The organism is Demequina activiva, assembly GCF_016862815.1.
GTDB lineage: Bacteria > Actinomycetota > Actinomycetes > Actinomycetales > Demequinaceae > Demequina > Demequina activiva.
In genome coordinates this window covers 431,469-456,948 of record NZ_BONR01000001.1, presented here as the reverse complement: position 1 = coordinate 456,948, position 25,480 = coordinate 431,469, and the positions used below count along the sequence as shown (strand labels likewise).

25 protein-coding genes and 2 tRNA genes are annotated in these 25,480 nt (G+C 70.1%); 16 read left to right on the top strand and 11 right to left on the bottom strand.

Annotation, left to right across the window (positions count from 1 at the left end; genetic code table 11):
- Positions 1–67: 67 nt before the first annotated feature.
- Both Dac01nite_RS02155 and Dac01nite_RS02150 read right to left on the bottom strand, forming a co-directional pair.
- Complete coding sequence (locus tag Dac01nite_RS02155) at positions 68–949, bottom strand: TolB family protein (RefSeq protein ID WP_203653122.1); 882 nt, start codon at positions 947–949, stop codon at positions 68–70.
- 1 nt (position 950) lies between these two features.
- Positions 951–1,577, bottom strand: coding sequence for an HdeD family acid-resistance protein (locus Dac01nite_RS02150; RefSeq protein WP_203653121.1), 627 nt, complete (start codon positions 1,575–1,577; stop codon positions 951–953).
- A 106-nt stretch (positions 1,578–1,683) separates the two neighbouring features.
- On the opposite strand from Dac01nite_RS02150, the gene Dac01nite_RS02145 reads away from it, so the two are divergent.
- Positions 1,684–1,759, top strand: a tRNA-Ala gene (locus Dac01nite_RS02145).
- 100 nt (positions 1,760–1,859) lie between these two features.
- Positions 1,860–2,195: a hypothetical protein gene (locus tag Dac01nite_RS02140; RefSeq protein ID WP_203653120.1), complete on the top strand. Its 336-nt coding sequence runs from the start codon at positions 1,860–1,862 to the stop codon at positions 2,193–2,195.
- Positions 2,196–2,200: 5 nt separating this feature from the next.
- Here Dac01nite_RS02140 and Dac01nite_RS02135 read toward each other — a convergent pair whose 3' ends face one another.
- Both Dac01nite_RS02135 and Dac01nite_RS02130 read right to left on the bottom strand, forming a co-directional pair.
- Positions 2,201–3,292 (bottom strand): UDP-N-acetylglucosamine 2-epimerase, encoded by a 1,092-nt coding sequence (locus tag Dac01nite_RS02135; protein WP_239066511.1) that lies wholly within the window; start codon positions 3,290–3,292, stop codon positions 2,201–2,203.
- The gene (locus Dac01nite_RS02130; protein ID WP_203653118.1) at positions 3,289–4,215 is read right to left on the bottom strand and encodes a sulfotransferase; all 927 of its coding nucleotides are present in this window, start codon (positions 4,213–4,215) and stop codon (positions 3,289–3,291) included. Before Dac01nite_RS02130 ends, Dac01nite_RS02135 begins: the two co-directional genes overlap by 4 nt.
- A gap of 23 nt (positions 4,216–4,238) precedes the next feature.
- Between Dac01nite_RS02130 and Dac01nite_RS02125 the strand changes: the two genes are divergently transcribed.
- On the top strand, positions 4,239–5,237 hold the full coding sequence (locus tag Dac01nite_RS02125) for a lysylphosphatidylglycerol synthase domain-containing protein (protein WP_203653117.1): 999 nt from the start codon (positions 4,239–4,241) through the stop codon (positions 5,235–5,237).
- Between the two features lie 154 nt (positions 5,238–5,391).
- On the opposite strand, the gene ocd is transcribed toward Dac01nite_RS02125, so the two are convergent.
- A complete protein-coding gene (gene ocd / locus Dac01nite_RS02120; protein ID WP_203653116.1) occupies positions 5,392–6,423 on the bottom strand; it encodes an ornithine cyclodeaminase in 1,032 nt (343 codons plus the stop codon).
- A gap of 162 nt (positions 6,424–6,585) precedes the next feature.
- On the opposite strand from ocd, the gene Dac01nite_RS02115 reads away from it, so the two are divergent.
- Both Dac01nite_RS02115 and Dac01nite_RS02110 read left to right on the top strand, forming a co-directional pair.
- Positions 6,586–7,032, top strand: a complete 447-nt coding sequence (locus Dac01nite_RS02115) for an Lrp/AsnC family transcriptional regulator (RefSeq protein ID WP_203653115.1) — start codon at positions 6,586–6,588, stop codon at positions 7,030–7,032.
- Between the two features lie 147 nt (positions 7,033–7,179).
- Positions 7,180–8,190 carry an FKBP-type peptidyl-prolyl cis-trans isomerase gene (locus Dac01nite_RS02110; protein WP_203653114.1) on the top strand — a complete coding sequence of 337 codons (1,011 nt, stop codon included), beginning with the start codon at positions 7,180–7,182 and terminating at the stop codon, positions 8,188–8,190.
- Positions 8,191–8,315: 125 nt separating this feature from the next.
- Here the strand turns inward: Dac01nite_RS02110 and Dac01nite_RS02105 are convergent, their stop codons facing one another.
- Positions 8,316–9,533 carry an AI-2E family transporter gene (locus Dac01nite_RS02105; protein ID WP_203653113.1) on the bottom strand — a complete coding sequence of 406 codons (1,218 nt, stop codon included), beginning with the start codon at positions 9,531–9,533 and terminating at the stop codon, positions 8,316–8,318.
- Between the two features lie 97 nt (positions 9,534–9,630).
- Between Dac01nite_RS02105 and Dac01nite_RS02100 the strand changes: the two genes are divergently transcribed.
- Complete coding sequence (locus tag Dac01nite_RS02100; RefSeq protein WP_203653112.1) at positions 9,631–10,422, top strand: transglutaminase-like domain-containing protein; 792 nt, start codon at positions 9,631–9,633, stop codon at positions 10,420–10,422.
- Positions 10,423–10,446: 24 nt separating this feature from the next.
- Here Dac01nite_RS02100 and Dac01nite_RS02095 read toward each other — a convergent pair whose 3' ends face one another.
- Together Dac01nite_RS02095 and ddaH are read right to left on the bottom strand one after the other, a co-directional pair.
- On the bottom strand, positions 10,447–11,961 hold the full coding sequence (locus Dac01nite_RS02095) for a dolichyl-phosphate-mannose--protein mannosyltransferase (RefSeq protein WP_203653111.1): 1,515 nt from the start codon (positions 11,959–11,961) through the stop codon (positions 10,447–10,449).
- Positions 11,962–12,083: 122 nt separating this feature from the next.
- The gene (gene ddaH, locus Dac01nite_RS02090) at positions 12,084–12,944 is read right to left on the bottom strand and encodes a dimethylargininase (RefSeq protein ID WP_203653110.1); all 861 of its coding nucleotides are present in this window, start codon (positions 12,942–12,944) and stop codon (positions 12,084–12,086) included.
- A 173-nt stretch (positions 12,945–13,117) separates the two neighbouring features.
- On the opposite strand from ddaH, the gene rsmI reads away from it, so the two are divergent.
- The 7 genes from rsmI (at position 13,118) to Dac01nite_RS02055 (ending at position 20,223) form a co-directional block, all read left to right on the top strand.
- Positions 13,118–13,996: a 16S rRNA (cytidine(1402)-2'-O)-methyltransferase gene (gene rsmI / locus Dac01nite_RS02085; protein WP_203653109.1), complete on the top strand. Its 879-nt coding sequence runs from the start codon at positions 13,118–13,120 to the stop codon at positions 13,994–13,996.
- A complete protein-coding gene (locus Dac01nite_RS02080) occupies positions 13,989–14,813 on the top strand; it encodes a M15 family metallopeptidase (protein WP_203653108.1) in 825 nt (274 codons plus the stop codon). The genes rsmI and Dac01nite_RS02080 overlap by 8 nt, the downstream gene beginning before the upstream one ends.
- A gap of 53 nt (positions 14,814–14,866) precedes the next feature.
- Entirely contained in the window at positions 14,867–16,663 is a 1,797-nt protein-coding gene (gene metG, locus Dac01nite_RS02075) for a methionine--tRNA ligase (protein ID WP_203653107.1), read from the top strand.
- The gene (locus Dac01nite_RS02070) at positions 16,660–17,496 is read left to right on the top strand and encodes a TatD family hydrolase (protein WP_203653106.1); all 837 of its coding nucleotides are present in this window, start codon (positions 16,660–16,662) and stop codon (positions 17,494–17,496) included. Before metG ends, Dac01nite_RS02070 begins: the two co-directional genes overlap by 4 nt.
- A 124-nt stretch (positions 17,497–17,620) precedes the next feature.
- Positions 17,621–18,418, top strand: a complete 798-nt coding sequence (locus Dac01nite_RS02065) for a G5 domain-containing protein (protein ID WP_203653105.1) — start codon at positions 17,621–17,623, stop codon at positions 18,416–18,418.
- A 6-nt stretch (positions 18,419–18,424) separates the two neighbouring features.
- Entirely contained in the window at positions 18,425–19,297 is an 873-nt protein-coding gene (gene rsmA / locus Dac01nite_RS02060; protein ID WP_203653104.1) for a 16S rRNA (adenine(1518)-N(6)/adenine(1519)-N(6))-dimethyltransferase RsmA, read from the top strand.
- On the top strand, positions 19,294–20,223 hold the full coding sequence (locus tag Dac01nite_RS02055; protein ID WP_203653103.1) for a 4-(cytidine 5'-diphospho)-2-C-methyl-D-erythritol kinase: 930 nt from the start codon (positions 19,294–19,296) through the stop codon (positions 20,221–20,223). Before rsmA ends, Dac01nite_RS02055 begins: the two co-directional genes overlap by 4 nt.
- 2 nt (positions 20,224–20,225) lie before the next feature.
- Here Dac01nite_RS02055 and mscL read toward each other — a convergent pair whose 3' ends face one another.
- Together mscL and Dac01nite_RS02045 are read right to left on the bottom strand one after the other, a co-directional pair.
- Entirely contained in the window at positions 20,226–20,621 is a 396-nt protein-coding gene (mscL, locus tag Dac01nite_RS02050) for a large conductance mechanosensitive channel protein MscL (RefSeq protein WP_203653102.1), read from the bottom strand.
- Positions 20,622–20,702: 81 nt separating this feature from the next.
- Positions 20,703–21,323, bottom strand: coding sequence for a TetR/AcrR family transcriptional regulator (locus Dac01nite_RS02045; protein WP_203653743.1), 621 nt, complete (start codon positions 21,321–21,323; stop codon positions 20,703–20,705).
- Between the two features lie 95 nt (positions 21,324–21,418).
- Here Dac01nite_RS02045 and Dac01nite_RS02040 point away from each other — a divergent pair.
- A tRNA-Gln gene (locus tag Dac01nite_RS02040) sits at positions 21,419–21,490 on the top strand.
- Between the two features lie 18 nt (positions 21,491–21,508).
- Here Dac01nite_RS02040 and Dac01nite_RS02035 read toward each other — a convergent pair.
- Positions 21,509–22,738 (bottom strand): S-layer homology domain-containing protein, encoded by a 1,230-nt coding sequence (locus Dac01nite_RS02035; protein ID WP_203653101.1) that lies wholly within the window; start codon positions 22,736–22,738, stop codon positions 21,509–21,511.
- Between the two features lie 200 nt (positions 22,739–22,938).
- On the opposite strand from Dac01nite_RS02035, the gene glmU reads away from it, so the two are divergent.
- Together glmU and Dac01nite_RS02025 are read left to right on the top strand one after the other, a co-directional pair.
- On the top strand, positions 22,939–24,501 hold the full coding sequence (glmU, locus tag Dac01nite_RS02030; RefSeq protein ID WP_203653100.1) for a bifunctional UDP-N-acetylglucosamine diphosphorylase/glucosamine-1-phosphate N-acetyltransferase GlmU: 1,563 nt from the start codon (positions 22,939–22,941) through the stop codon (positions 24,499–24,501).
- Positions 24,498–25,478, top strand: coding sequence for a ribose-phosphate diphosphokinase (locus Dac01nite_RS02025; RefSeq protein ID WP_203653099.1), 981 nt, complete (start codon positions 24,498–24,500; stop codon positions 25,476–25,478). Before glmU ends, Dac01nite_RS02025 begins: the two co-directional genes overlap by 4 nt.
- Positions 25,479–25,480 lie beyond the last annotated feature (2 nt).

Below are 25,480 nucleotides of genomic sequence, written 5' to 3'. Positions count from 1 at the left end.
CTGTTGACGCTCCCGTCCATGACGCCGATGCGCGTGCCGCGCGGGAGGCCGCGACGGGGGAGGGGCGTCACCCCACGGGATAGTCGACGTACGCGAGGCGCCGGCCGTCCGGCGCCCAGCTGGGCACGTTGATGGTGCCCTGGCCGCCGAAGAGGTGGACGAGGTCGCGCACGCCCGCGCCGTCCGGCTCCGCGAGGCGAAGGATCACCTCGAGGTTCTCCGGGTGGCCCAACGTGCCGGGAGGGAAGCTCACGTACGCCATGCGCGCGCCATCGGGGCTCACGTGCGGGAACCAGTTGACGCGCTCGTCGTGCGTGAGCTGCTCGATGCCGGTCCCGTCGAGGCGCATGCGGAACAGCTGCGCATGGCCCGCCCCTGTGCCCGCCCGCTCCGAGTTGAAGTAGATCCACTGCCCGTCCGGCGAGTACTCGCAGCCGTCGTCGGGCCACGCGTCGTCGGTGAGGGAGGCGTCCTCACCGCCAGCGGAGGGCACCGTGAAGACGTTGGTGCGCGGCGCATCGGCCGTCATCTCCAGGCCGATGTACGCGAGCGTGGCGCCGTCGGGAGAGATGCCATGGAGGTAGTGGCGGAAGTGGGGACCGCGATCGTTCGAGACCCGCCGGTTCTCGCCGCCGCGATACGGGATCGCGTAGAGGTGGCCGTCGTCGGAGGAGACGTAGATGGTCGCGCCGTCGGGGCTCACCAGGTGATCGTTGTTGATGTCGGCCACCCCGGCCATGTCGATCTCCGTCAGGGCGTGCTCGGAGCCGTCTACGGCGATGCGGAACAGCCGGCCGTCGCCGTTGATCACGAGGTCGCGCCCGTCCGGCGTCCAGTTGGGCGCCTCGAACAGCAGGCTGTTCGACTCGAGCACGAGCCGGCGGTCACCGCTGTCGACGTCGAGCACCCACAGGCGCGAGGACTGGGAGTCGAGGAGTCTGCGCGGCACGTCAGGCGTCGATGGTGGTGGGGCCCTGGGGCAGGTCCTTGCCCAGCGCGAAGGCCTGGATGAGGCCGGCGACGCCGATGATCACCAGGGAGATGCCCGTGAGGATCACGAGCGCGAGTGCGCTCCACACCGGGACCACGATCACGACGATGCCGGCGATGATCGCCACGGCGCCACGCACGTAGCCCCAGGCGGATCCGGAGGCGCGGCCGGTCTGCGCCAGGGTGGCGATGCCCTCGATGATCCAGCCCACGCCGATCAGGATGACGATGAAGATGGTGAGGACCTCGGTGGCGGCCTCAAGATTCTTGAGCACCACCACGCCGCCGAACAGCAGGAACAGGCCCAGGATGATGTTGAGCACGCGGAAGCCGCTGCCCCCCTCGCGGGAGAACACGCCCACCGCGATGCGGACCACTCCGGTGAGGACGAAGAACGCGCCGGTCAGGGCGCCCAGGACGACCAGCGTCGCACCCGGCCACACCAGGAGCGCGATGCCGATCACGACGGCGATCGCGCCCAGCACGCCGATCATGGTGCGGGCCATGCTGATGGCCTGACGGCCCAGCTTGTCGGCGTCGATCGCCAGGCCGTCGATGGTGAACTCGTTGCGCTGCGCGGACGACATGCCTGCTCCTTGGTCGCGTGGATAGCTGCTGATGAACAGCCTAGCCAGGTCGAGGGCACGGATTGTGGTGGCAGCGCTGACAGATGATAATCTGTCCGAGCACTTTGGGGCTGTGGCGCAGTTGGTAGCGCGTCTCGTTCGCAATGAGAAGGTCAGGGGTTCGATTCCCCTCAGCTCCACCATCGAGGGCCGTTCCGTCAGGAGCGGCCCTTCGTCCTTCCCGTGAGAGGGCCGATGCGCGCCTCACCTGCTCCCGGGCTCGGGCGGGCTAGCGTCACCGTCATGACACGTGAAGCGGAACCCGAGGAGCGTGCATGCGAGCTCTGCGGTGCGGACGCGTCCGGCTCCGAGTGGGTCGCCCTCGAGGTCACGCGCGCGATGCGAACGATGGACGGGGACGAGGACCTGGCGTTCGTCGACGCGAACTTCTGCAGCCAGGAGCACGCCGCCCGGTGGCTGGCCCGGCCGCTGCCTGAGCCGGAAGCCCTGCCGGAGTACGTGCCGTCGTGGCGCGATCGCTGGGTGGACCTCGGCTTGGGCGCCGCCTTCGTCGTGGTGATCGGCCTCGCCTCGGTGGGGCTCGTGGCGATCGCCCGATGGGCGTGGGGGCTTGCCTAGCTCCTTCAGCGTCCGCCGAAGTGCTCGATCGCATCGACGATGATCGAGGTGGGTCGCTCCGCTGGCTGCGTCCGCTCGCGTCGATGGTGAGAGGGATCTGCCAGGAATGCATCCTCGATCACTCGATCGAACGCTCCGAGCACCGCGTTCTCGCCGATGCCGTCCTGGCGCTCCGAGGCCTCGCGCAGGATCAGCGTGGGCACCCCGAGGTATGACAGCTCCTCCTGATTGCCCCCGCCGTCCGTCATCACGAACTCGGCGCCGACGATCGTGCGTAGGAACTCCGGATACTCAAGGCGGGGCATCAGATGGATGCGCGGGTTGTCGTCGAGCCGGCGCCGCAGGCCATGAGAGTCCAGCTGGCCCCGCGTGACGGGGTGCAGCGGCATCACCACCGGGAAGGTCGCGGCGGCGCGTTCCGCGAGTTCGATGATGTGGGTGAAGCGTGCGCGATGGTAGACGTTCTCGAAACGATGAGTGCTGAGCACCGCGTAGGGCTCCCGCGGGAGCTGGACAGTGGCGCGGTCGATGCGCTCGAGTCCGTACATCAGCGTGTCGAGCTGCGTGTTCCTGCCGGTGTCGATCTTGGTGCCACGGTACTTCTGCACGTTGCCCAGCGCCCACGGGCCAGGGCACGCGTAGTACTGGCTCAACCGGAACGTGGCCAAGCGATTCAGCTCCTCGGGGAACGGATTGAGGATCGAGAAGCTGCGAAGGCCGGACTCCACGTGCATGACAGGAGTGCGAGTGAGTCTCCCGAGCAGCGCGCCGAATACCGTCGTGGTCGTGTCGCCGTGCGTGAGCACGATGTGCTCGCGACCCGTCTGGTGCGCGAGGAGGCTGCGGCTCCGGGCGAGCGAGCCCGTCATGCGCGCGGTCCAGACCGCCATCGCGCCCAGTGACTTCGCCTCCTTGTCCCACGGCACCATCACCGCATCGGCGTCGGGCAGCTCGAAGAACTCGACGGTGGACCGCATGGTCTCCTGGTGCTGAGCGGCGAAGATCCAGCGCCAGGCCAGGCCGCGGTCCTCGCACTCGCGCATGATGGGCGCCATCTTCAGCATCTGGGCCCGTGTCCCGATCACCATGTGGATCATTCGGTCCACCACTCCTTCACAAGGTCGCGGCCCACGATCGCGGACGCTTCCTCCACGTGCGGACGCAGGTGGTCACGCAAGGCCCGCGCCAGCTCCCGGTCGATCGGTGCGCGTCGCGCGGGCTCCATGAGCGCCGGCTCGACCACTCGCTTCTGCAGCGCGGTGTAGCGGCGTTGACCGAGCAATGCCTTCGTCGGCGCAGTGATGGCTCGCGAGCGAGCGACGCGATTGAGCAATCGTGAGCGCGGCTGGGTCGCCTCGTGGACCGCCCGGAACGCAGGACGGTGCGTCGAATCAGCGCCGATGTGCTGCACCACCGCGCGGTAGGTGTGCTCCGGACTGTCCCGCAACTCGGACGTCAGGACCACCAGGAGCGCATCCCGGCCAAAGGCGTCGACCCATCGCTGCAGCTGCTTGCCGTAGTGCCCGCGGGCTCGGTACTGCAGCAGCGAGGGGACCGCCGCCCTCGCCGGGACCGTGGTGCCTTGGGCGCGCGCCGGCTCGGCGGCGATGGCGCTGGCGAGGTCGCGGATGTCCTCGGTGGTCTCGTTGAGGTATTGCCGATGCAGCGATGCGATCATCTCCACGGGGTCGCGCAGCATGGCCACGATCCGCGCCTGCGGGTTGTGCCGACGCACGGTCTGCGCGGCCTCGGTCGAGTAGAGATACCAGGTGGACGCATCGCCGAGCAGCTCCGATGAGGTCGCTCCCGCGAAGCAGGCCTCGTACTCGCGCTCGTCTCGCACGGTCAGGCGCGAGGCGTCGCCGTGGACGGTGATCGACTCTGCGCGCAGGTCGGGCGCGAGGTAGCCGGGTTCCTTCGGGACGGCCATGCGGATCCCGGGATGCTCGTCGAGGAACGAGGAAAGCGCCGTGGTCCCCGACTTGGGCTGACCGACGATGAAGAAGTCGACGGGGCGCATAGCCCGCAGTCTAGGCTGGCCCGGTGACCGGCAGCCCCGAACCTCAAGGCGTTGCGCGCCCGCTGGAGCGGTCGCGGAGCGTGCGGGCGACTGCGCTGCGCTGGGTCTTCTACGCCGCGATCGTGGCCGCATTCGGATGGTTCCTCGCGACCGTCGACTGGAGCGCCCTCGACGACATCGAGGTCGGCTGGTGGTGGCTGATCGCCGCGACCGCGGTCGCGCTGGCGTTCCGGTACGTGGGCGTGGTCGTGTGGCGCGTGGTGCTCGCGCGACTGGGCGCCACGGATCTGCCGCGGTTCCGCGTGATGTCCGACATCTACGCCAAGGCGTGGCTCGCACGCTACATCCCTGGCACGGTCCCCTGGATCGCAGGCAAGATCTACCTCGCCGCGGAGCACGGGATCTCGAAGTCGCGGCTTGCGGTGTCGACGCTGGTCGAGGCTGCGGCGCAGGTGGTCGCGGTCAGCGCGGTCTCCCTCACGCTGCTCGCGATCGACCCGCGCATCGGCGAGATCTCGCCGGTGCTGCGGCTGCTGGTGGCGGCCGGGGCCGTCGCCGGGTTCGTCGCGATGGTGCCTGCGGTCTTTAACCGCCTGCTTGCGTGGGCGTTCCGGGTGGTGAGGCGCGGTGAGCCGGTCGAGGTGCGCTGGCCCGTGGTGCGCGACGCGCTTGCGCTCTACGGCGGCGGCGCTGTCGTGTCGGGCCTCGGCTACGCGCTGCTGGTGCGCTCCGTGGTCCCCGATGCGAGCGCGTCCGATGTGCTGTTCCTGGTGGGGGCGTTCGGCTTCGCCGGGGTCGTGGGGATCCTCACGCCGCTGGTCCCGAGCGGTCTCGGCACGCGCGACGCCACCCAGATGGCGCTCCTGCTCATCATCCTGCCCGCTCCTACCGCAGCCCTGGTGGTGATCGTCAGCAGGGTGTGGTCCGCGGCAGTCGACGTGCTCTTCTGGGCCATCGCCACAGGTGCGGCGCGCACGGGCCGTGCCGGTCGCGCGGCGAGCGCCCGGGGTCCCCTCAGCTGATCACCCCGGGACGCCACCGCTCCCGACAGTGCGAACCACCATGCACGCGACCTGCCGGCCCATGCGGCCTCGAGCGGCCTGCCGGCTGGCGTGTCGCCGCGAGGATGGTTCGCACTGTCGGGCCTGGAGCCGACAGTGCGTCGTGAACGGGTCGCTACAGCGCCAGCGACACGGGAGCGGCGGCCATCGAGAACAGGTCCTTCGGGTCGGACGGGTCCGCGATGATGTCGATGTCCTCGACGAACTCGGTGCCCGCCACGGCGGCGCGCACGAAGCGCAGCGCGGAGAAGTCCTCCATCGCGAAGCCCACCGAGTCGAACACGGTGACCTGAGCATCGGACGTCCGTCCCGTCGCGTCGCCGTTCAGCACATCCCACAGCGCGGTCACGGGGTGCGAGGCCTCGAGCTGCTGGATCTCGCCCTCGATGCGGGTCTGGGGCTCGAACTCCACCGCGATGAGCGCGTCGTGCAGGATCGCCGCGTCGAGCTCGGTCTTGCCGGGGCAGTCGCCACCGATCGCGTTGATGTGCATGCCGGGCTCGACCATGTCCGCGGTCAGCACGGTGGCGTTGGTCTTGTCCGCCGTGCAGGTGGTCACCACATCCGCACCGGCCACCGCGTCCGCCGCGCTGGACGCGACTCGCACGTCGAGGCCCAGGCCGTGCATGTTGCGCTCGAACTTCTCGAGCGCGGCCGGGTCCGTGTCCCACACGGCGACCTGGTCGATGCCGAGCGCGGCCTTCATGCCGAGCGCCTGGAACTCCGCCTGGCTGCCGGCGCCGATGAGCGCGAGGCGTCGCGAGCCTGGGCGGGCGAGCGCACGCGCGGCGACTCCGGACGTCGCGGCGGTGCGCAGGGCGGTGAGGATGGTCATCTCGGAAACGAGCAGGGGATAGCCGGTCGCGACGTCGGAGAGCACCCCGAAGGCGGTGACGGTCTGCAGCCCGCGAGCCGGATTCGACGGGTGACCGTTGACGTACTTGAACGCGTACTGGGCGCCGTCGGAGGTGGGCATGAGCTCGATGACGCCCACAGGGGAGTGCGAGGCGATGCGCGGGATCTTGTCGAACCGGCGCCAGTGCGTCAGGTCCTCCTGCACGGTGTCCATCAGGGACGCGATGATCGCCTCCGCTCCCAGGGTCGACACCCATCGCCGCATCTGCGGAACGCCTACGAACTGCACCATCTCGCCCTCCTCCGGTCGAACTCGGCCTGCCTCCGCCTCTGCGGGAACACTGTCCAGTCTCGCAGGCAGTTCGTGCGGGTTTCTTGACAGATGCAGGCGTTCCTTGCGTAGTGTCGTGCACCAGAGCACGAATCCTGCGGGAAATGGCTGAGGGAGAGCGTGATGAGCGTCGATGACCTGGACCGACGGATCCTGGGAATCCTCCGCGCGGACGGTCGCGCGAGCTTCGCGCAGATCGGCGACGATGTGGGCCTGTCGCCCTCCGCCGTCAAGCGCCGCGTGGATCGCATGGTCGCGGACGGCGTGATCCAGGGGTTCACCACCTTGATCGACCCCGAGATCGAGGGGCGCTCCACGGAGGCCTATGTCGAGCTCTTCTGCCGGGGCACCGTCGCGCCTGCCGAGCTCACGCGCATCCTCAGCCAGATCGCGGACGTCGACGAGGCGTTCACGGTGACGGGCAGCGCCGATGCGATCGTCAGGATTCGTGCGCAGAGCCCCCCAGCTCTCGAGGTGGCGCTGGAGAAGGTGCGGCTGGCGCCCCAGGTGGACTCGACGAGGTCCGCGATCGTGCTGTCCCGACTGTTCGGCCCCCACTCCGCGCAGTAGCGTCAGGCGCCCGCGCGGTAGGGTCACAGGACTGCATCGAACCGATGCCCGCGGGAACCTTTCGCGCGGCCCATCGGTTCACGAGGTGCCGCCGGCCGTGCATCCCTCCGCCGGCGCGCCCCCAGACGACCCGAGGAGCCCCATCCCGTGAAGAAGACACTGCCCATCGTCGCGTCCGCCGCGGCCGCCACTCTCGCGCTGGCCGGCTGCGCCAGCGGCACCGCGGAGGGCGATCCCACCACGTCGCCGACCACGAGCCCGACCGGGGGCGTCAGCGCCGTCTCCTACGACTGCGCCGCGATCGCAGAAGGAGGCGAGGGCTTCGGCTCCGACGAGGACGTAGCGGTGCTGGCCGGCCTCGAGTGGTGCGTGGGCGACGATGACTCCGCCAAGGTCCAGTCCCCGGAGCCCTCCTCTGTGAGTGCCACGGCCACCCTGGTGGTGGATGCCGGCGACGGCGAGGCCATCGAGGTGGGCAAGGCCGTGACCCTCGACTACACCATCACCTCCGGCGCCGACGGCACGGTGCTGTACTCGACCTACACCGAGGACGCGGCGGAGACGCTGATCCTCGACGAGACCACGCTCGACCCCGCGCTGCTGAGCGCGTTCACCGCGACCTCCGAGGGCGGCGAGATCGTCTTCGCGAGCCTCGACGCCACGGCGCAGGACCCCGCCGAGGCCACCGTGTACATGGCCATCCGGGTGACCGAGGTGTCCGCGCCGCTGTCCGCCGCCGAGGGCGAGGAAGTCGAGCCCGCCGCTGGTCTGCCTGTCATCACCATCGACGAGGACGGCAAGCCCCAGGTGGCGTTCGACGGGGCCGAGAAGCCGTCCGAGCTCGTGGTCCAGCCGCTCATCACGGGCGACGGCGACACCCTCGAGGAGGGCGACACCGCCGTGGTCCACTACACCGGCTGGGTGTGGGACGGCGAGCAGTTCGACTCCTCGTGGGACCGCGGAGCCCCCGCGTCCTTCCCGTTCGTGACCGGCGGTCTCATCGACGGCTGGATCCAGGGCCTGGCGGGCCAGACCGTCGGCAGCCGCGTGCTGCTGGTGATCCCGCCGGAGCTGGGCTACGGCGAGGCCGGCTCGGGAGACGCCATCCCCGGCGACTCGACTCTGGTGTTCGTGGTCGACATCCTCGCCGCGCTCTAGCAGCCCGCGAGCGCCGATGCGCCGGTTCGCTCTCCCTCGTGGGGAGGCGGGCCGGCGCTTCGTCGTCTCCGGACCTGTGCAGATGCCGCCAGCGGACGCGGTGGGCGCGCGACAGGATCCTCGCGTCAGTCCTGAGGTGCGGGTGCTCGAGTCGCGGCGGGCGCACCGTCCGTGGGCCCGGAGCCGTCGGGCAGCCCGTCCCCATCGGTGTCCTCGAGCACCTCGTAGGTGCGCCCCGTGTTCTTGCCGATCGCGGTGATGAGCGCGGCCACGGGCAGCGCCATGAACGCACCCATGGGGCCCGCGATGGCCCCTCCCGCCATGGCGCCGCCGAACGCGACGGCGCCGTTGAGCTCCATGGTCTTGGAGGACAGCCGCGGATTGAGCACGTAGTTCTCGATCTGCTGGTAGATCAGCACATAGCCCAGGAGTATCAGGGTGGGCACCCAGCCCTCGACCGCCAGCATCACGAGCGACGGGATGATCGCCCCGAGGTAGGTGCCGATGAACGGGATGAACTCGGAGACGAATCCCATGAACAGCGCCATCGGCAGCGCGTACACCAGCGGCAGGCCTGCGATCAGCATCGTGAAGAAGGCGCCCGTGCCGCAGATCAGCATCAGCAGCACGCGAGAGTAGAAGTAGCCTCCGGTCTGCTCGATCGAGGTGCGCGCCACCCAGCTCGCGACGGCCTGGCGCTCGGGGGGCATGCGACGCATGATCGCGCGCATGAGACGAGGGAAGTCGGCGGCGAAGTAGAACGTGAACGTCAGCACCGTGAAGACGTCGAACACCAGTCCCAGGCCGGAGGACAGCGCTCCGAGCACGTTGTCGCCCCACTGGGATGCGGCGTTGAGGATCGGCGAGACGGCCTCCTCGGCCGCTCCTGGCGCCACGAGCTCGGCATCGACGGCCGCGTTGAGCTGACTGATCCAGTCGCCGACACGTGTCCCCACCGTCTCCGCGAACTGGACGATGCCCGGGATGAGGAACACGACCAGCAGGATCATCGCCACCAGCGCCGCGAGGAAGATGATCCCCACAGCGGCGCCGCGCCGGATGTGGAAGCGGCTCGTCAGCGCTTCGATGGCCGGGATGATCGCGAGCGCGAAGAACAGGGAGACCACGAGGATGCCCAGCAGGTGGCGCAGCGAGAGGATGACCACGACCCCCACGGCGGCGACCGCTCCCACCACCACCAGCTTCCACAGCGACTGCCAGACGAAGCGGTGCACCCACGCCGGTGCGGCGGGCGCATCCGCTCTCACTTCGCGCCGGGCCAGAGCAGCCTCGGCGACGCCGCTGGGGACGTCGGTGGCACCAGCGCGCTTGGAATCTGCCATAGCGCCATGGTGCCAGCCGACGGCCCGTGCGGGGCTCAGCCACGCGGTGCGGTCGCCCGCAGCACGAGCCGGGCCGGGAAGATGCGACCATGGGCACATGGAACGTTCACTGCGCTCGCACCTTGCCTTCGACGTGCATGGCGATGTGCGCCTGCATCTCGCCATCCAGGTCTCGCCCTGGACGGCGGTCGCCGACGCGCTGCAGGTCGAGCTGGACGGGGTGTCGCTCGACCTCGAGGAGATCGTCGACGCGCACGGGACGCGCTGGCAGCTCGCGGACGTGCCGACGGGGCGGCTGGAGATCGACTACTCGGCGACGGTGACTGGGCGCGCCGATCCTGTGCAGGTGCTGCCCACGGATGAGCTCGACTTCACCAGGCCCAGTCGCTACTGCGAGTCCGACACTCTCCAGCCCTTCGCGTCCGCCGAGTTCGCGGGCCTCGAGGGAACGGCACTGCTCGCCGCGGTGCGAGAGTGGGTGTCGACCAGGCTCGCGTACGACCTGGGCTCGACGCAGCCCACGGACGGTGCGGTCGCGACGCTCCTGCGCGGGCGTGGGGTGTGCCGCGACTTCGCCCACCTGGTGGTCGCGCTGCTCCGTGCCCTCGACGTCCCCGCGCGGCTGGTGTCGGTGTACGCGCCCGGGCTGTCGCCCATGGACTTCCACGCGGTGGCGGAGGCGCTCATCGACGGCCAGTGGCTGGTGGTCGACGCCACCGGCCTCGCGCCGCGCCAGTCCCTGACGCGCATCGCCACGGGTCGCGACGCGGCGGACACGGCGTTCGTGTCGACGCTGAACGCACCCGTGGATCTCCTGGAGATCGAGGTGCTCGCGACGGCCGATGTGCTGCCGCGGGACGACCTCGACGCTGCCGTCGCGCTCGGCTGAGGTGGCGGGGGAGGGACCTCGCGATCAGACCCAGCTGGGCAGCCACATGTGCACCTGCCAGTACTCGAACGGGATGGGCGTCCCCCACCACAGGGGTGTGAAGAAGCCCGCGACGACGAGCACGGCGGACAGGTACACGGTCACGATGATCACGCCCGTGCGTGACCACCCGCCCTCGAGCCGCGCGGGCTGCGCGATGCGCATGAGCGCCCACACGACCAGAAGCACCAGGAAGGGCGCCATCGCGACGGTGTAGAAGGTGAAGATGGTGCGTTGCGCGTACGGCAGCCACGGCAGCCAGCCGGCGAGCAGCCCCACGGACACGGTCGCCGAGAGCAGGTCGCGATGCCGGACCATCCTCCAGATCGCGTACACCAGCGCGATGCAGCCCGCCCACCAGATGAAGGGATGCCCGATCGCGTGGATCGCGCTCACGCATCGCTCTGCTCCGCAGTCCGCGTCCGGCACGTCCTCGAACCAGAAGGCGGTGGGCCGGTACTGGAGCATCCAGGTCCACGGATTGGACTCGTAGTTGTGGGCAGAGTCCAGGGTGCGATGGAAGTCGTACATCTGCTGGTGGTAGTGGACGAGCGACCGCAGGCCCTCCGGCAGCCATGCGAGGCCCTCACCCGGGTTCTCCTCGGCCCAGCGACGTCCGTACGAGCTCTCCGAGCGGAACCACGGGATCCACGTGGCGAGATAGGTGATCGGCACCAGGATCACCGTCGCCACGAAAGCGGGGACGGCCCGCGCGAACGCCCCCAGTGCCCAGTGCTCGATGCGCGCGGCCCGGCGATCCGCCAGGTCCCAGACCACGGACAGCACCAGCAGCGCGGCCGCGAACCACAGACCTGACCACTTGACCGAGGCCGCGAGCCCGAACGTCACGATCGCCGCGAGGCGCCACCAGCGCACGCCGGTGCGCGGACCCCACCCGGGCAGTACCGCATCGGCCGCCATCCCTGCGCGCTCGCGGGCCGCATCCGCGGCTGCGAACAGCCGCCTGCGCGTGCGGGCGCGATCGACCACCAGCAGGCCGAAGGCGGCCACCACGAAGAAGGTCAGATACCCATCCAGCAAGGCGGAGCGCGACAGCACGATGTGCTCGCCCTCGACGGCGAGGAGCACCCCCGCGACGGCTCCCCAGAGCGTGGAGTGCAGTAGGTGACGAGCGATGAACGCGACCATCAGCACGGTCGCGATTCCCAGCATCGCGCCCATGAAGCGCCAGCCGAAGGGCGTGGGCCCGAACAGCTGGATGCCTACCCCGATCAGCAGCTTCCCGGTCAGCGGGTGCACCACGTAGTCGCCCTTGGTGGACAGCTGCGAGTAGTCGCCCTGCGCGAAGTCCTGGTTGTCGCCGCCCCAGTCGCCTTCGAAGCCCATCGTCAGCAGCGAGTACGCGCCGCGCGCGTAGAACACCTCGTCGAACACCAGGGCGTTCGGGTAGCCAAGCGCTCCCAAGCGCATCAGGGCCGCGAGCAGGCCCACGCCGGTGGCCATCAGCGCCACGCGCCAGCGCCAGAGGTACTCGACCATCACAGGTGAAGCCTAATCACGTCACCCCTTCGTTCCTGCACGCCGCACTGCGGACGCGAGGAGCGAGGAGATCCTTCCCTGACGCCGGTGCACGTGACGGCGTCGCCACGCGAGCGTGGGAGTCAGGCGGCGCGTTCGGCGGCCTCGCGCGGTCGCCGCACCTCGAGCGTGCAGCACTTGACCCCGCCGCCGGCCAGCAGTAGCTCGCTGAGGTCCACGCCCACCGGCACGAAGCCGCGAGCGGCGAGCTGCGCATGGAACAGGGTCGCATCCGCCGCAGTCACCACGTGGAGTCCGTCAGAGACCGCGTTGAGAGCGAACACCGCCGCGTCCTCCTCGCTCGCCTCGATCGCGTGCGGATAGCGGCCGCGCAGCACCTCGAGGCTGTCCTGGTCGAAGGCGCTGGGCAGGTACGCGATCTCCTCCTGCCCGGGGGTGGCGTCCAGCACCGCCAGCGCCGTGTCGAGGTGGTAGTAGTCGTCGCGCACGAGCGTGAGCGGCACCACCTCGCGATCCACCAGGCTGGCGAGCTCGGCGTGCGAGTCCTCGGTGGACCGGAATCCGGTGCCGGACAGGATCGCGTCCCCGACCACCAGGAAGTCTCCCTCGCCCTCGTTGACCGCGCTCGCATGGGCGACGTCGAGGCCTGCGCCAGCGAACCATTCCGCGTACGCGGGGCCCTCGGGCTGGCGCTGCGGGTGGGCGAAGCTCGCGGTGTAGGCGAGACCATCCACGACGAGTCCGCCATTGGCCGCGAACACCATGTCCGGCAGCCCGGGCAGCGGTTCAATGAGGCTCACGTCGAAGCCGAGCGACCGGTAGGTCGCCACCAGCTGCTCCCACTGACGAATCGCGCGGGCGGTGTCGGTGGGCGTCGACGGATCCATCCACGCGTTGATCGCGTAGGAGACGGTGAAGTAGGTGGGTCGGCACATCAGAACGGACAGGGGCGTGGCGGCGCGCTCAGGCAAGGGTGCGGTCATGGATCCTCCTCCAGGAACCAGAGTGCCAGCATGATCACGCAACGTTTGGGAGTTTCGCCGCAAGAATCACGCCAGAATCTGCCACTGCGCGCACGTTCCGACTGTCTGCTGTGCGCCGCGCCTGGTGTCGGGACGTCGCCAGAGTGTCCCTCGCGCTGTGGGAACCTGGGGCCATGACTGGACGGATCGTCGTGGCGGCCACGCCCATCGGCAACGCTGACGACGCGTCGGCGCGGCTGCGCGACACCCTCGCGTCCGCGGACGTGATCGCCGCAGAGGACACGCGCCGTCTTCGCGACCTCGCGCGCCGGCTCGGCGTCGAGCTGTCCGCAGAGATCATCGCGGTGCACGACCACAACGAGGGAGATCGGGCGCCCGGTCTGGTCGAGAGGGCTCGCGCCGGGGCGCAGGTGCTCGTGGTGTCCGATGCCGGCATGCCCACGGTGTCCGATCCGGGCTTCCGGGTGGTGGAGGCCGCCGTGGCCGGCGGCGTGGACGTCACCGTGCTGCCCGGCCCGAGCGCCGTGCTGACCGCGCTGGCGCTGTCCGGGCTGCCCACGGATCGCTTCTGCTTCGAGGGCTTCGTGCCGCGCAAGGCGGGCGAGCGCTCGCGCGCGCTGGCCGCCCTCGCTGCGGAGCCGCGCACGCTGGTGTTCTTCGAGGCGCCCCACCGCCTCGAGGCCACGCTCGACGACATGGCGCGCGAGCTGGGCGCTCAGCGCCAGGCGGCGGTGTGCCGCGAGCTCACCAAGACCTACGAGGAGGTCCACCGAGCGCCCCTCGCGGACCTGGCCACCTGGGCGCGCGAGACAACGCCTCGCGGCGAGATCGTGATCGTCGTGGGCGGCCGTGCTGCCGAGGCGCCGTCCGTGGAGTCGCTGGTCGCGGAGGCGCTCGCCCGCATCGCGTCTGGCGAGCGCGCCAAGGACGCCGTCGCCGACCTCGCGCAGGCCGGTGGCGTTCCTCGCCGCGACCTCTACGCCGCCGTGCTCCAGGCCCGCGACCAGGCCCGCGACCAGGCCCATCAGAGCGACGAACCCGCCGATGGCTGAGCACCGCCGCGCTCGCCGCTCCGCGCTCACGGCGATCGTCGCGGTGGCGGCCCTCGGAGTGCTGAGCGGGCTGGCTGCCGCCGCGCTCGGCGACACCCAGGCGCCGGCGACCACCGCATCGGCCGTTCCCGTCGTGACCGTCACCGCGGAGCCGGCGAACGATCCCATCACCGCGCCGTCGGTGGAGCCGTCGATCACGACCGCAGAGGTCGAGGTCTCGCCCTCCTTCGACCTCGACGCGCGCTCGATCGACGACCCCTCGTCGGCGTGGGTCGTGGTCAACAAGCACCGTCCGCTCGACCCGGCGACCTGGGCGCCTCCCGAGCTCGAGAGGATCCCCGGCGGCTCGGAGATGACCCCGGAGGCGGCGGCCGCCCTGATCACGATGCGTGACGCGGCCGCCGATGCGGGCGCGGGCTTCTCCATCGGCACGGCGTATCGCAGCCACGGCTTCCAGGCCGGCCTCTACGCGGACTACGTCGCGCAGTGGGGCCGCGAACGCGCGGACACGTTCTCCGCACGGGCGGGCCACTCCGAGCACCAGACCGGGCTCGCCGCAGACGTGTACCAGAGCTCCGCGTGCCGCCTCAAGCCGTGCTTCGGCGAGGAGCCCGCCGGCGTGTGGATCTCCGAGCACGGGCACGAGTACGGCTTCATCACGCGCTACCCGGACGGTCTCGCGGACGTCACGGGCTATCGCTACGAGCCGTGGCACGTGCGCTACGTGGGCGTCGATCTCGCGACGCACATGCACGACGAGGGCATCGCGACGCTCGAGGAGCTGTTCGGGCTCGAGCCTGCCCCCACGTACCAGTAGCGGCCGCTCCGCCCCCGCATCGGCCCCCCTGGGCTGTCACTAGGATGGGCGCCATGTCACACATCCTCTCCGCAGTCGCCTGGCCGTATGCCAACGGGCCGCGCCACATCGGCCACGTGGCCGGTTTCGGCGTGCCCTCGGACGTGTTCAGCCGGTACATGCGCATGGCGGGCGAGGACGTGCTCATGGTCTCGGGCACGGATGAGCACGGCACGCCCATCCTGGTGCAGGCCGAGGGCGAGGGAGTGAGCGCGCAGGAGCTCGCTGACCGCTACAACCGGGTGATCGTCGAGGACCTGGTGTCGCTGGGACTGTCCTACGACCTGTTCACTCGCACCACCACGGGCAACCACTACAAGGTCGCCCAGGCGATGTTCAAGGCCGTCCACTCGAACGGCTACATGATCGAGCAGACCACCCGCGGCGCCATCTCGCCGTCCACGGGCCGCACTCTGCCGGACCGCTACATCGAGGGCACCTGTCCCATCTGCGGCTCCGACGGGGCGCGCGGAGACCAGTGCGACAGCTGCGGCAACCAGCTCGACGCGGTGGACCTCAAGAACCCGGTGAGCCGCATCAACGGCGAGACTCCCCAGTTCATCGAGACCGAGCACTTCTTCCTGGACCTGCCCGCGCTGGTGGAGCCGCTGTCGCAGTGGCTGGGTGCGCGCCACGGCTGGCGCCCCAACGTCCTGAACTTCTCGCTCAACCTCCTCGGAGACGTGCGCCCGCGCGCGATGACCCGCGACATCGACTGGGGCATCCCGGTGCCGCTCGACGGCTGGTCGGACAACCCCAACAAGCGCCTGTACGTGTGGTTCGACGCCGTGATCGGCTACCTGTCCGCGTCGATCGAGTGGGCGCGGCGCGAGGGCGAGCCCGACGCGTGGCGCCAGTGGTGGAACGACCCCCAGGCCCTGTCCTACTACTTCATGGGCAAGGACAACATCACGTTCCACAGCCAGATCTGGCCCGGCGAGCTGCTCGCGGCCAACGGTCGCGGAGCCAAGGGTGGGACGCTGTCCGAGTTCGGCGACCTGCAGCTGCCCACCGAGGTGGTCTCGAGCGAGTTCCTCACCATGGAGTCCGCGAAGTTCTCGTCCTCGCGAGGACACGTGATCTACGTCCGCGACATGCTCGCCCGCTATCAGCCGGACGCGCTGCGGTACTTCATCGCCGTGGCCGGCCCGGAGAGCTCGGACGCGGACTTCACGTGGTCAGAGTTCAAGCGCCGCACCAACGACGAGCTGGTCGCGGGCTGGGGCAATCTCGTCAACCGCACGGCGTCCCTGCTGCACAAGAACGTGGGCTCGATCCCCGAGCTGACGGACCTGCAGGAGGTGGACCGCGCGGCGCTCGCGGCGTCCGAGGCGTCGTTCGCCCACGTGGGCGAGCTGATCCGCGGCCACCGCCAGCGCGCCGCGGCCAACGAGGCGATGCGGGTGGTGGGCGACGCCAACAAGTACCTGGCGGACACGGCCCCCTGGAAGCTCAAGAACGACGACCCCGAGCGCATGAAGACCGTGCTGGGCGTCGCCGCCCAGCTCGTCAACGACGCGAACACGCTGTTGGCACCCTTCCTTCCGCACAGCGCGCAGAAGGTCCACGAGGCGCTGGGCGGAGAGGGCACCTTCGCTCCCATGCCGCAGATGAACGAGGTTGAGGATCTGGACCTGCCTGACCGCCACTACCCGGTCATCCAGGGCGACTACTCCTCGCAGCACGGGACGTGGAAGCGGCGCATCGTCACCCCCGGCACCCCTGTTCCCCAGCCGGCGCCCGTGTTCGTCAAGCTCGACGACGACATCGTCGAGGCCGAGCTCGAGCGGATGCGCTCCGGAGACGAGTGACCCGGCGCGGCCAGTGGCCGGCGCCCCCAGAGGCCCTGCCGGCTCCCATCGTCGACAACCACTGTCACCTCGAGTACCCGGCGGGAGACGAGCCGCGGTCCGTGGAGGACCGGCTCGAGGAGGCCGCAAGGGCGGGCGTCGCACGCGTGGTCCAGATCGGCTGCGATCTCGAGTCCGCGCGATGGACGGCCGATGCGGTGTCGCGCTTCCCGCAGATGCTGGGCGGCGTCGCTCTGCACCCCAACGACGCAGCGGTGCTCGCCGCTCGCGGTGAGTACGACGACGCGTTCGCGGAGGTCGCGGCGCTCGCGAGAGGCGAGCGCATCCGGGTCGTGGGAGAGACGGGCCTGGACTTCTTCCGCACCGGGCCCGAGGGCCGTGACGCGCAGCTCGCCGCCTTCCGCGACCACATCGCGCTCGCGAAGGAGCTCGACCTGCCGCTCCAGATCCACGATCGCGACGCCCACGCGGAGGTGATCGAGGTGCTGCTCGCGGACGGCGCCCCGGCGCGGACGGTCTTCCACTGCTTCTCTGGCGACGCCGCGATGGCTCGGGTGTGCGCGCACGAGGGCTGGTACCTCAGCATCGCCGGCACCGTGACGTTCAAGAACGCGGACCCGCTGCGAGCCGCGGTCGCGGTCACCCCGCCCGAGCGCCTCCTGATCGAGACGGACGCCCCGTTCCTCACCCCGCACCCCCATCGAGGAGCGCCCAACGCGCCCGCGCAGGCGGCGCTGACCGTCCGCGAGGTCGCACGCATCCTCGAGCACGACCTGGAGCAGATGTGCACCCAGGTGTGGAACACCTCCCACGAGCTGTATGGCCCCTGGTAGTCACGGCAATCAGGGCGCTCGGACGCGGGCATCTGTGAGATCTCGACTGGCATTCTCAGGCACGAGTGTGAGATAACAGATCGGTTACAGGCGCCACGGCGCCTGAAGGAAAGGACCTCTTCGAGTGAGCTATCGACGCAGGGCCGCCGTCCCCGGCGGCCGCAGGGAGTCGCGCCAGCGCTCCGTTTCGCGCACCCGCACCACGCGCACGCTTGCGGGCTCTGTCGCCCTCACCGCGTTCGCGGTGGGGTCGTTTGCGTCCGTGGGCGTGAACGCCTGGGCGCAGGACGGCACGGAGTCCAGCACGTCTCTCGACCTCGCTCAGCAGGTCGCTCCCGTGAGCGCCGATGCGGCCGACCTCGAGGTCGTCACCCGCACCGAGGAGGAGTCGATCGCCCACGACTCGGTCCAGGAGAAGGACTTCGACGAGTACGAGGGCACGTCCAAGGTCGTGACCGAGGGCGAGGACGGCACCGCGCTCGTCAGCTACACCGTCACCCTCAAGGACGGCGTCGAGGTCGAGCGCGACGCGGGAATCCGCGTGGTGGTCGACGAGCCGGTGGACGAGGTCGTCGCCGTGGGCGCGCTCAAGGAGCCCGTCATCCCCAAGACCAGCAACGCCGGTGCCAACCGCGCGCTGGGCCAGCAGCTGGCCGCGAACCGCGGCTGGACCGGGACCGAGTGGGAGTGCCTCAACGCGCTGTTCACCAAGGAGTCCAACTGGCGCCACAACGCGGAGAACCGCTCGTCGGGTGCGTACGGAATCCCGCAGTCGCTGCCCGGATCCAAGATGGCGTCCGTGGGTGCGGACTGGCGCACGAACCCCGCCACCCAGATCACCTGGGGCCTGAACTACATCAGTGGCCGCTACGGCACCCCGTGCGGCGCTTGGAGCCACTCGGTCAACCGCGGCTGGTACTAGGCCGTGGTGGACCTGCTGGGTCCCACGGACATCCGGACCCTCGCTGAGTCGCTGGGCACCGCGCCCACCAAGAAGTGGGGCCAGAACTTCGTCGTCGACGCCGGCACGGTGCGACGCATCGCGCGGATCGCGGGGGTGGGTGACGGCGACCATGTGGTCGAGGTGGGTCCCGGGCTCGGTTCGCTGACGCTCGCCCTGCTCGAGACCGGCGCCGCCGTCACGGCCGTCGAGATCGACCCCATCCTCGCTCGAGCGCTGCCGGCGACCGCGGCCTCGCGCGCCTCGGCCGCGTCGGGACGCCTGAGCGTGATCCAGGCGGATGCTCTCACGGTGACCGATCTCCCGCAGCCCCCCACCGCTCTGGTGGCGAACCTCCCCTACAACGTGTCGGTGCCCGTGATCCTGCACTTCCTGGAGACCTTCCCGAGCCTTGAGCGCGTCCTCGTGATGGTCCAGGCAGAGGTGGGCGCGCGGCTCGCCGCACCCCCGGGATCCCGCACCTACGGCATCCCCTCCGCGAAGGCCGCCTGGTACAGCTCCGTGCGCCATGCGGGTGATGTGGGCCGTGCCGTGTTCTGGCCCGTGCCACGGGTCGACAGCGTGCTGGTGCTCATGGAGCGTCGCGCGCAGCCGGACACCACCGCCACTCGCGAGGAGGTGTTCGCTGTGGTCGACGCCGCCTTCGCCCAGCGTCGCAAGGGCCTGCGCGGGGCGCTGTCCGGAATCGCGGGCTCGGGAGCTGCGGCGGAGACGGCGCTGCGCTCGACGGGAATCGAGCCGCTCACCCGCGGCGAGCAGCTGGACATCGTCGCGTTCGCGCGCATCGCTGAGGCACTCGCTTCCCGCGAGCCGGACGCATCTGACACAGTGGGGTCATGACCCGCTCCGTCACCGTGCGCGCCCCGGGCAAGGTGAACCTGCAGCTGTCGGTGGGGCCGGTGCAGGAGGACGGGTATCACCCCCTCGCCACGGTGTTCCAGGCCGTGGATCTGTACGAGACGGTCACCGCGACCGTCCGCAAGGACGAGCAGATCACCGTGGACGTCGCCGCTGCCCGCGGCGCCGCCGTCGACATCGGCGCGGTTCCTCTCGACGGCAGCAACATCGCCGTGCGGGCGGCACAGGCGCTGCGCGACGCGTTCGGCGTGACGGACGGCATCGCCGTGGAGATCGTCAAGGGAGTCCCGGTCGCGGGCGGCATGGCGGGCGGGAGCGCCGATGCGGCTGCCGCCCTGCTCGCATGCGCCGAGGCCTGGGACCTGGGTGTGGGACGGTCGCAGCTCGACGAGATCGCGGCGGAGCTGGGTGCGGACGTGCCGTTCATCCTGCATGGCCACACGGCCGTGGGCCTGGGCCGCGGGGACCAGATCACGCCTGCCATGACGCGCGGCCAGTTCCACTGGGTGATCGCGACGCAGCCGCACGGGCTGTCGACCGCGGAGGTCTATGGCGAGTACGACCGCATGATCGAGTCCGGTGAACGCTCCGCCGTCGTGCCAGAGATCAGCGAGGACATCATGGTCGCGCTGCGCGCCGGCGACGCGGAGCTGCTGGGAGACGTGCTCGTCAACGACCTCCAGCCCGCCGCGCTGAGCCTCGCGCCGCACCTGCGTTCGGTCATGGAGCAGGCGCTCGAGGCGGAGGCGCTGGGCGCCATGGTGTCCGGCTCGGGCCCCACGGTGGCCGCTCTCGCGCGCTCGCGCCAGCACGCGCTCGCGATCGCGGCGCACCTCACCGTCTCCGGCACGGCCGATGCGGTGGTCACCGCCAGCGGTCCCGCGCCCGGAGCGGTGGTGGTGGGCTGACGCTACTGTGCGTCGCGCGCCCTGAGTGCGTCGCGGATCTCGGTCAGCAGCTCGATCTCGGTGGGGCTCGCCGGCTCGTCGACCGCGGGCTCACCCTTCTTGCGACGCTCGGCGAGCTTGTTGAGCGGCACCACCACGAGGAAGTAGATCGCGAGCGCGACGGTGATGAACTTGAACAGCGCGTCGAGGATCAACCCCATGGGGAAGAGGGTCTCGTTGATCGTGAAGTTGCCCAGCTCGATGAGGCTGGGCTGACCGAAGATCAGCGCGATGAGCGGATTGATGAACCCCTCCACGATCGCGGCGATCACCGCGGCGAAGGCGCCGCCGATGACGACCGCGACAGCGAGGTCGACCACGTTGCCGCGGGTGATGAAGTCCTTGAAGCCCTGAATCATTGCTCTCTCCTGAGTCGTGAGGTGACGTCACGACAGAGAATAGAGCGCATCGGCCCTGCTGTCATCGGGTGCGGGAAGATTTCACCCGGGCGACACGTCGCGGTCGCCCTGCGACGGCAGCACCGGGTCGCGCTCGAAGTCGCTGAGCCCGTTCCACGCGAGGTTCACCAGGTGGGCGGCGACCTCCTCCTTGGCGGGTTCGCGCACCTCCGCCCAGTGCTGGCCTGTCAGCGCCACCATTCCTACGAGCATCTGCGAGTAGATGGGCGCGGCGGAGGCGTCGAGCTCGCGCTTCTCGAACTGGTGGGCCAGCAGGTGCTCCACCTGTGCCGCGACGTCGCCGATGAGCGAGGAGAACGTGCCGGAGGCCTGCGCGACGGGGGAGTCGCGCACCAGCATGCGGAAGCCGTCCGGCGAGGACTCGATGTAGTCCAGCAGCGCCAGCGCCGCGCGCTCGACCAGCTGCTTGGGGTGGCCGCGCTCGGCGAGGGCGCCGGACAGCGCGGTGAGCAGTGCCTCCACCTCGCGGTCGACGATGACGGCGTAGACGCCCTCCTTGCCGCCGAAGTGCTCGTAGACCACGGGCTTGGACACGTCCGCGCGAGCCGCGATCTCCTCGACGGACGTCCCCTCGAAGCCACGCTCGGCGAACAGGGTGCGAGCCACGCCCAGCAGCTGCTCGCGCCGCTCGCGGGCGGTCATGCGAGCTCGGGGGGACTTCTTCGAGGTGTCGGTCACGTCCCTAGTGTGCCGCGAATCCTGGCAGACTGGACGACCTGTGGGGCGCGGCCCCACGTTCCGCCCTGGTGTAACGGCAGCACGCAGGCCTTTGGAGCCTTGCAGTACAGGTTCGAATCCTGTGGGCGGAGCCCGGTCCCGGCGAGTGGCTAGCTGGCGACGGTCGCGGAGAACTTGAACAGGAACACGGCCATCTGCCCACGGGTGACGAGGCCGTTCGGCTTGAAGTCTCCGTCGGCGTGGCCGCTCGTGATCCCCGTGCCTGCGAGCCACGAGATGTGCTGGTAGAACGTGTGGCTCGTGGGCACGTCAGGGAAGGGCGACACGGCCGGCGGGGTGTGCGCCGGCGCGCCTGCCAGCTTGTAGAGGAACGCCGCCATCTGGCCGCGAGTGACCTCGTCGGACGGGCCGAAGTCCCCGTTGCCGTAGCCCTGCGTGATGCCCTCGTCCGCCAGCCACGAGATGTGGGGGTAGAACACGTGCGAGGTGGGGACGTCGTCGAACGCCGAGGCGGCCGGCGCGTCGTACTCCGGGGCGCCGGCGACCTTGTAGAGGAACGTCGCCATCTGACCGCGGTTCACGTCGTTGCGCGGCGCATACCAACCACTCGCGCCGTACCCCTGGCTGATCCCGGCGGTCGCCATCCAGGAGATGTGGGTGGTGTACGGGTGATAGTAGTCGACGTCGCGGAACCAGTACCCGGGTCCAGGGGCGTTGGGCGGCTCCTCGAGCGTGAGGCCGTCGCACGGGCCGGAGAGCATGTTCTGGATCGCTGCGTGCTCGAGCGGGTCGACCGCGAGATCCCAGCGCAGCTTGACGGTGAGCCAGTCGCCCACGTACGCGCAGCTGGCGGCATCGCCCTCCGGCATCCAGGTTCCCGGGTCCGCCCCCGCCCTCGCGTCGGCTGCCTCGGTGGTCACCGCGACCAGCGTGGGGTCCCACTCGGTCTCCATCGCGTACCGCTCGCGCAGCAACGCGGACCACGTGTCCGCTCCTGACTTCCATGCCTCGTCGATGGGCACGAGGTGCACCACGCTCATGTCGGCCGCCGCAGTGCGCACCTCGCCATCCCACGGGGATGTCCACGATCCCGATGTGACGGGACAGCCGCCGTCCGTCGCCGTGGTGGACTCCGCGACGAGCACGTCGTCCAGCACGGTGCAGCCCGTGCCGTCGGGCTCGTCCCAGCGCAGGAAGGCGTCGTCGTCGGGCGACGTCGAGCTCTCGGAAGCCACGGCGAGCGTGTCGAGCACCGTCTGAGCGGACACGCCGCTCGCCGCGGTCGCGGGCGCGACTCCCAGGACCGTGACCATCATGGTGACGAGCGCGGCCGCCGCCGCGGCTCGCACGCGAGTGCGGCGCTCTCGACGATCGGTCATCATCGACATCCCCCGGAATCGATCGTGGCGTGCTGTCATTCGACGCTACCGCAGGCGCCTTGCCGCAGTCTCGGCCGATGCCAGACTGTGACGAAGTCGTGTCAGGAGCGAGGCAGGCGGCGGGCGCCCGGCTAGGTGACGCGCAGGTAAAGTGGTCTCCGAACCTGATCGAGCCCTCTGGGGCAGCAGAAGGGAGCCCGGTGAGCCGCACGCGACCCGCCGCCGTGATGATCCTCGCCGCAGGCGCGGGCACGCGGATGAAGTCCGCCACCCCCAAGGTGCTGCACCCGCTCGCCGGCCGCTCGCTCGTGGGACACGCCCTCGCCGCAGCCGCCTCGCTCGACCCGCAGCGCATCGTCGTGGTGGTCCGCCACGAGCGCGAGCAGGTCGCCGCTCACGTGAGCGACATCGCGCCGCACGCGCTGCTGGCGGACCAGGACGAGATCCCCGGCACGGGACGTGCGGTGTTCTGCGGACTGTCGACGCTGGATGCGACGGCGGTGGCGGCCCGCGTCGCGAACGGCGAGGTGGGCGACTCCGCGGTGCTGGACACCCAGCTCACGGGCGCGGTGGTGGTCACCAGCGGCGACGTGCCGCTGGTCGACGGCGAGCTGCTGGGCGCGCTGATGGACGCGCACCACGACGCGGGCTCCGCGGTCACCCTGCTGACCGCCCAGGTGGACGATCCCACCGGCTATGGCCGCATCGTCCGCGACGCCGGCACCGGCGAGGTGGTCGAGATCGTTGAGCACAAGGACGCCAGCGCGGATCAGCTCGCGATCACCGAGATCAACGCCGGCATCTACGTGTTCGACGCGACAGTGCTGCGAGGCGCTCTGGCCCAGCTGGGTCAGGACAACGCCCAGGGCGAGATGTACCTGACGGACGTGATCGCGATCGCGCGCGGCGACGGAGGCCGCGTCCAGCCGTTCGTCGCGCCCGATGCCGCCGCCACCGAGGGCGTGAACGATCGAGTCCAGCTCGCGACGGCGGGACGCCGCCTCAACGACCGCATCCTCGAGCGCTGGATGCGTGAGGGCGTCACCATCGTCGATCCGGCGACCACGTGGATCGACGCGGACGTCACGCTCGCCGCGGACGTCACGGTGCTGCCGGGAACCCAGCTGCACGGCGCCACCGAGATCGCCGGAGGGGCCACGGTGGGCCCTGACTCGACGCTGACGGACGTCAGCGTGGGAGCCGGGGCGACCGTGACGCGCACTCACGGGACCAGCGCCGTGATCGAGGCGGGGGCGACCGTGGGGCCCTTCTCCTACCTGCGGCCGGGGACCCATCTGGGGGCGGACGGCAAGATCGGCGCGTTCGTCGAGACCAAGAACGCGACCATCGGCGCCCACTCGAAGGTCCCGCACCTCAGCTACGTGGGCGACGCGACCATCGGCCAGCACAGCAACATCGGCGCCGCGACCATCTTCGTCAACTTCAATGGGGTGTCCAAGAGCCATTCCACCGTGGGCGATCACGTGCGCATCGGCTCCGACAACTCGCTGATCGCGCCGGTGAGCATCGGCGATGGCGCCTACACTGGCGCGGGCGCGATCATCCGCCGGGACGTCCCGCCCGGAGCCCTCGCGCTCTCGAACGCCCCCCAGCAGAACGTGGACGGATGGGTGCAGCGGCGCAGGCCCGGCACGGGATCCGCCGAGGCCGCCGATCGCGCTGCACAGGCAGGCGACGGCGGCGACGCACTATCGTCAGCACCACCGGCCGGCACGGCCAATGACCCTCAGGGAGAGGCATGAGCGCACTGATCTCGCACGCGAGCGAACGACGGATGGTGCTGGCGGGCGGTCGCGCGCACCCGGAGCTCTCCGAGGCGGTGGCCAAGGACCTCGACATCGAGCTCCTGCCCACGACCGCCTACACGTTCGCCAACGGAGAGCTGTACGTGCGCTTCGGTGAGAGCGTGCGCGGTGCCGATGCCTTCGTGATCCAGTCCCACGCGGCTCCCATCAACGACGCGATCATGGAGCAGCTGATCATGGTGGACGCGCTGAAGCGTGCGTCCGCCAAGCGCATCACGGCCGTCATCCCCTGCTACGGGTACGCGCGTCAGGACAAGAAGCACAAGGGCCGCGAGCCCATCTCGGCTCGCCTCATGGCGGACATGTTCAAGACGGCGGGGGCGGATCGCATCATGTCGATCGACCTCCACACGGCTCAGATCCAGGGATTCTTCGACGGACCGGTGGACCACCTGTGGGCCATGCCGCTGCTCGCACAGTACGTGCGCACGCGCGTGGCTCCGGACAACCTCACCATCGTGTCGCCGGACGCGGGCCGGGTGCGCCTCGCGGACCAGTGGTCCGATCACCTGGGTGCGCCGCTCGCGATCATCCACAAGCGCCGCGACCCGTCCGTGCCGAACCAGGTCAAGGTCCACGAGCTCGTGGGCGAGGTCGAGGGCCGCACCTGTGTGCTGGTCGACGACATGATCGACACCGGGGGAACCATCGTCCAGGCCGCGGAGGCGCTGTTCGAGAACGGCGCCAAGGACGTGATCGTGGCGTCGACCCATGGTCTCCTGTCCGGCCCGGCGATGGAGCGCCTGCGCGACTCTCAGATCTCCGAGGTGGTCATCACGGACACCCTGCCGATCGAGGACTCCAAGAAGTTCGACAAGCTCACGGTGCTGTCGATCGCCCCGCTGATCGCTCGTGCGGTCAACGAGGTGTTCGAGGACGGCTCGGTGACGAGCCTGTTCCAGGGCGGCGTCTAGGC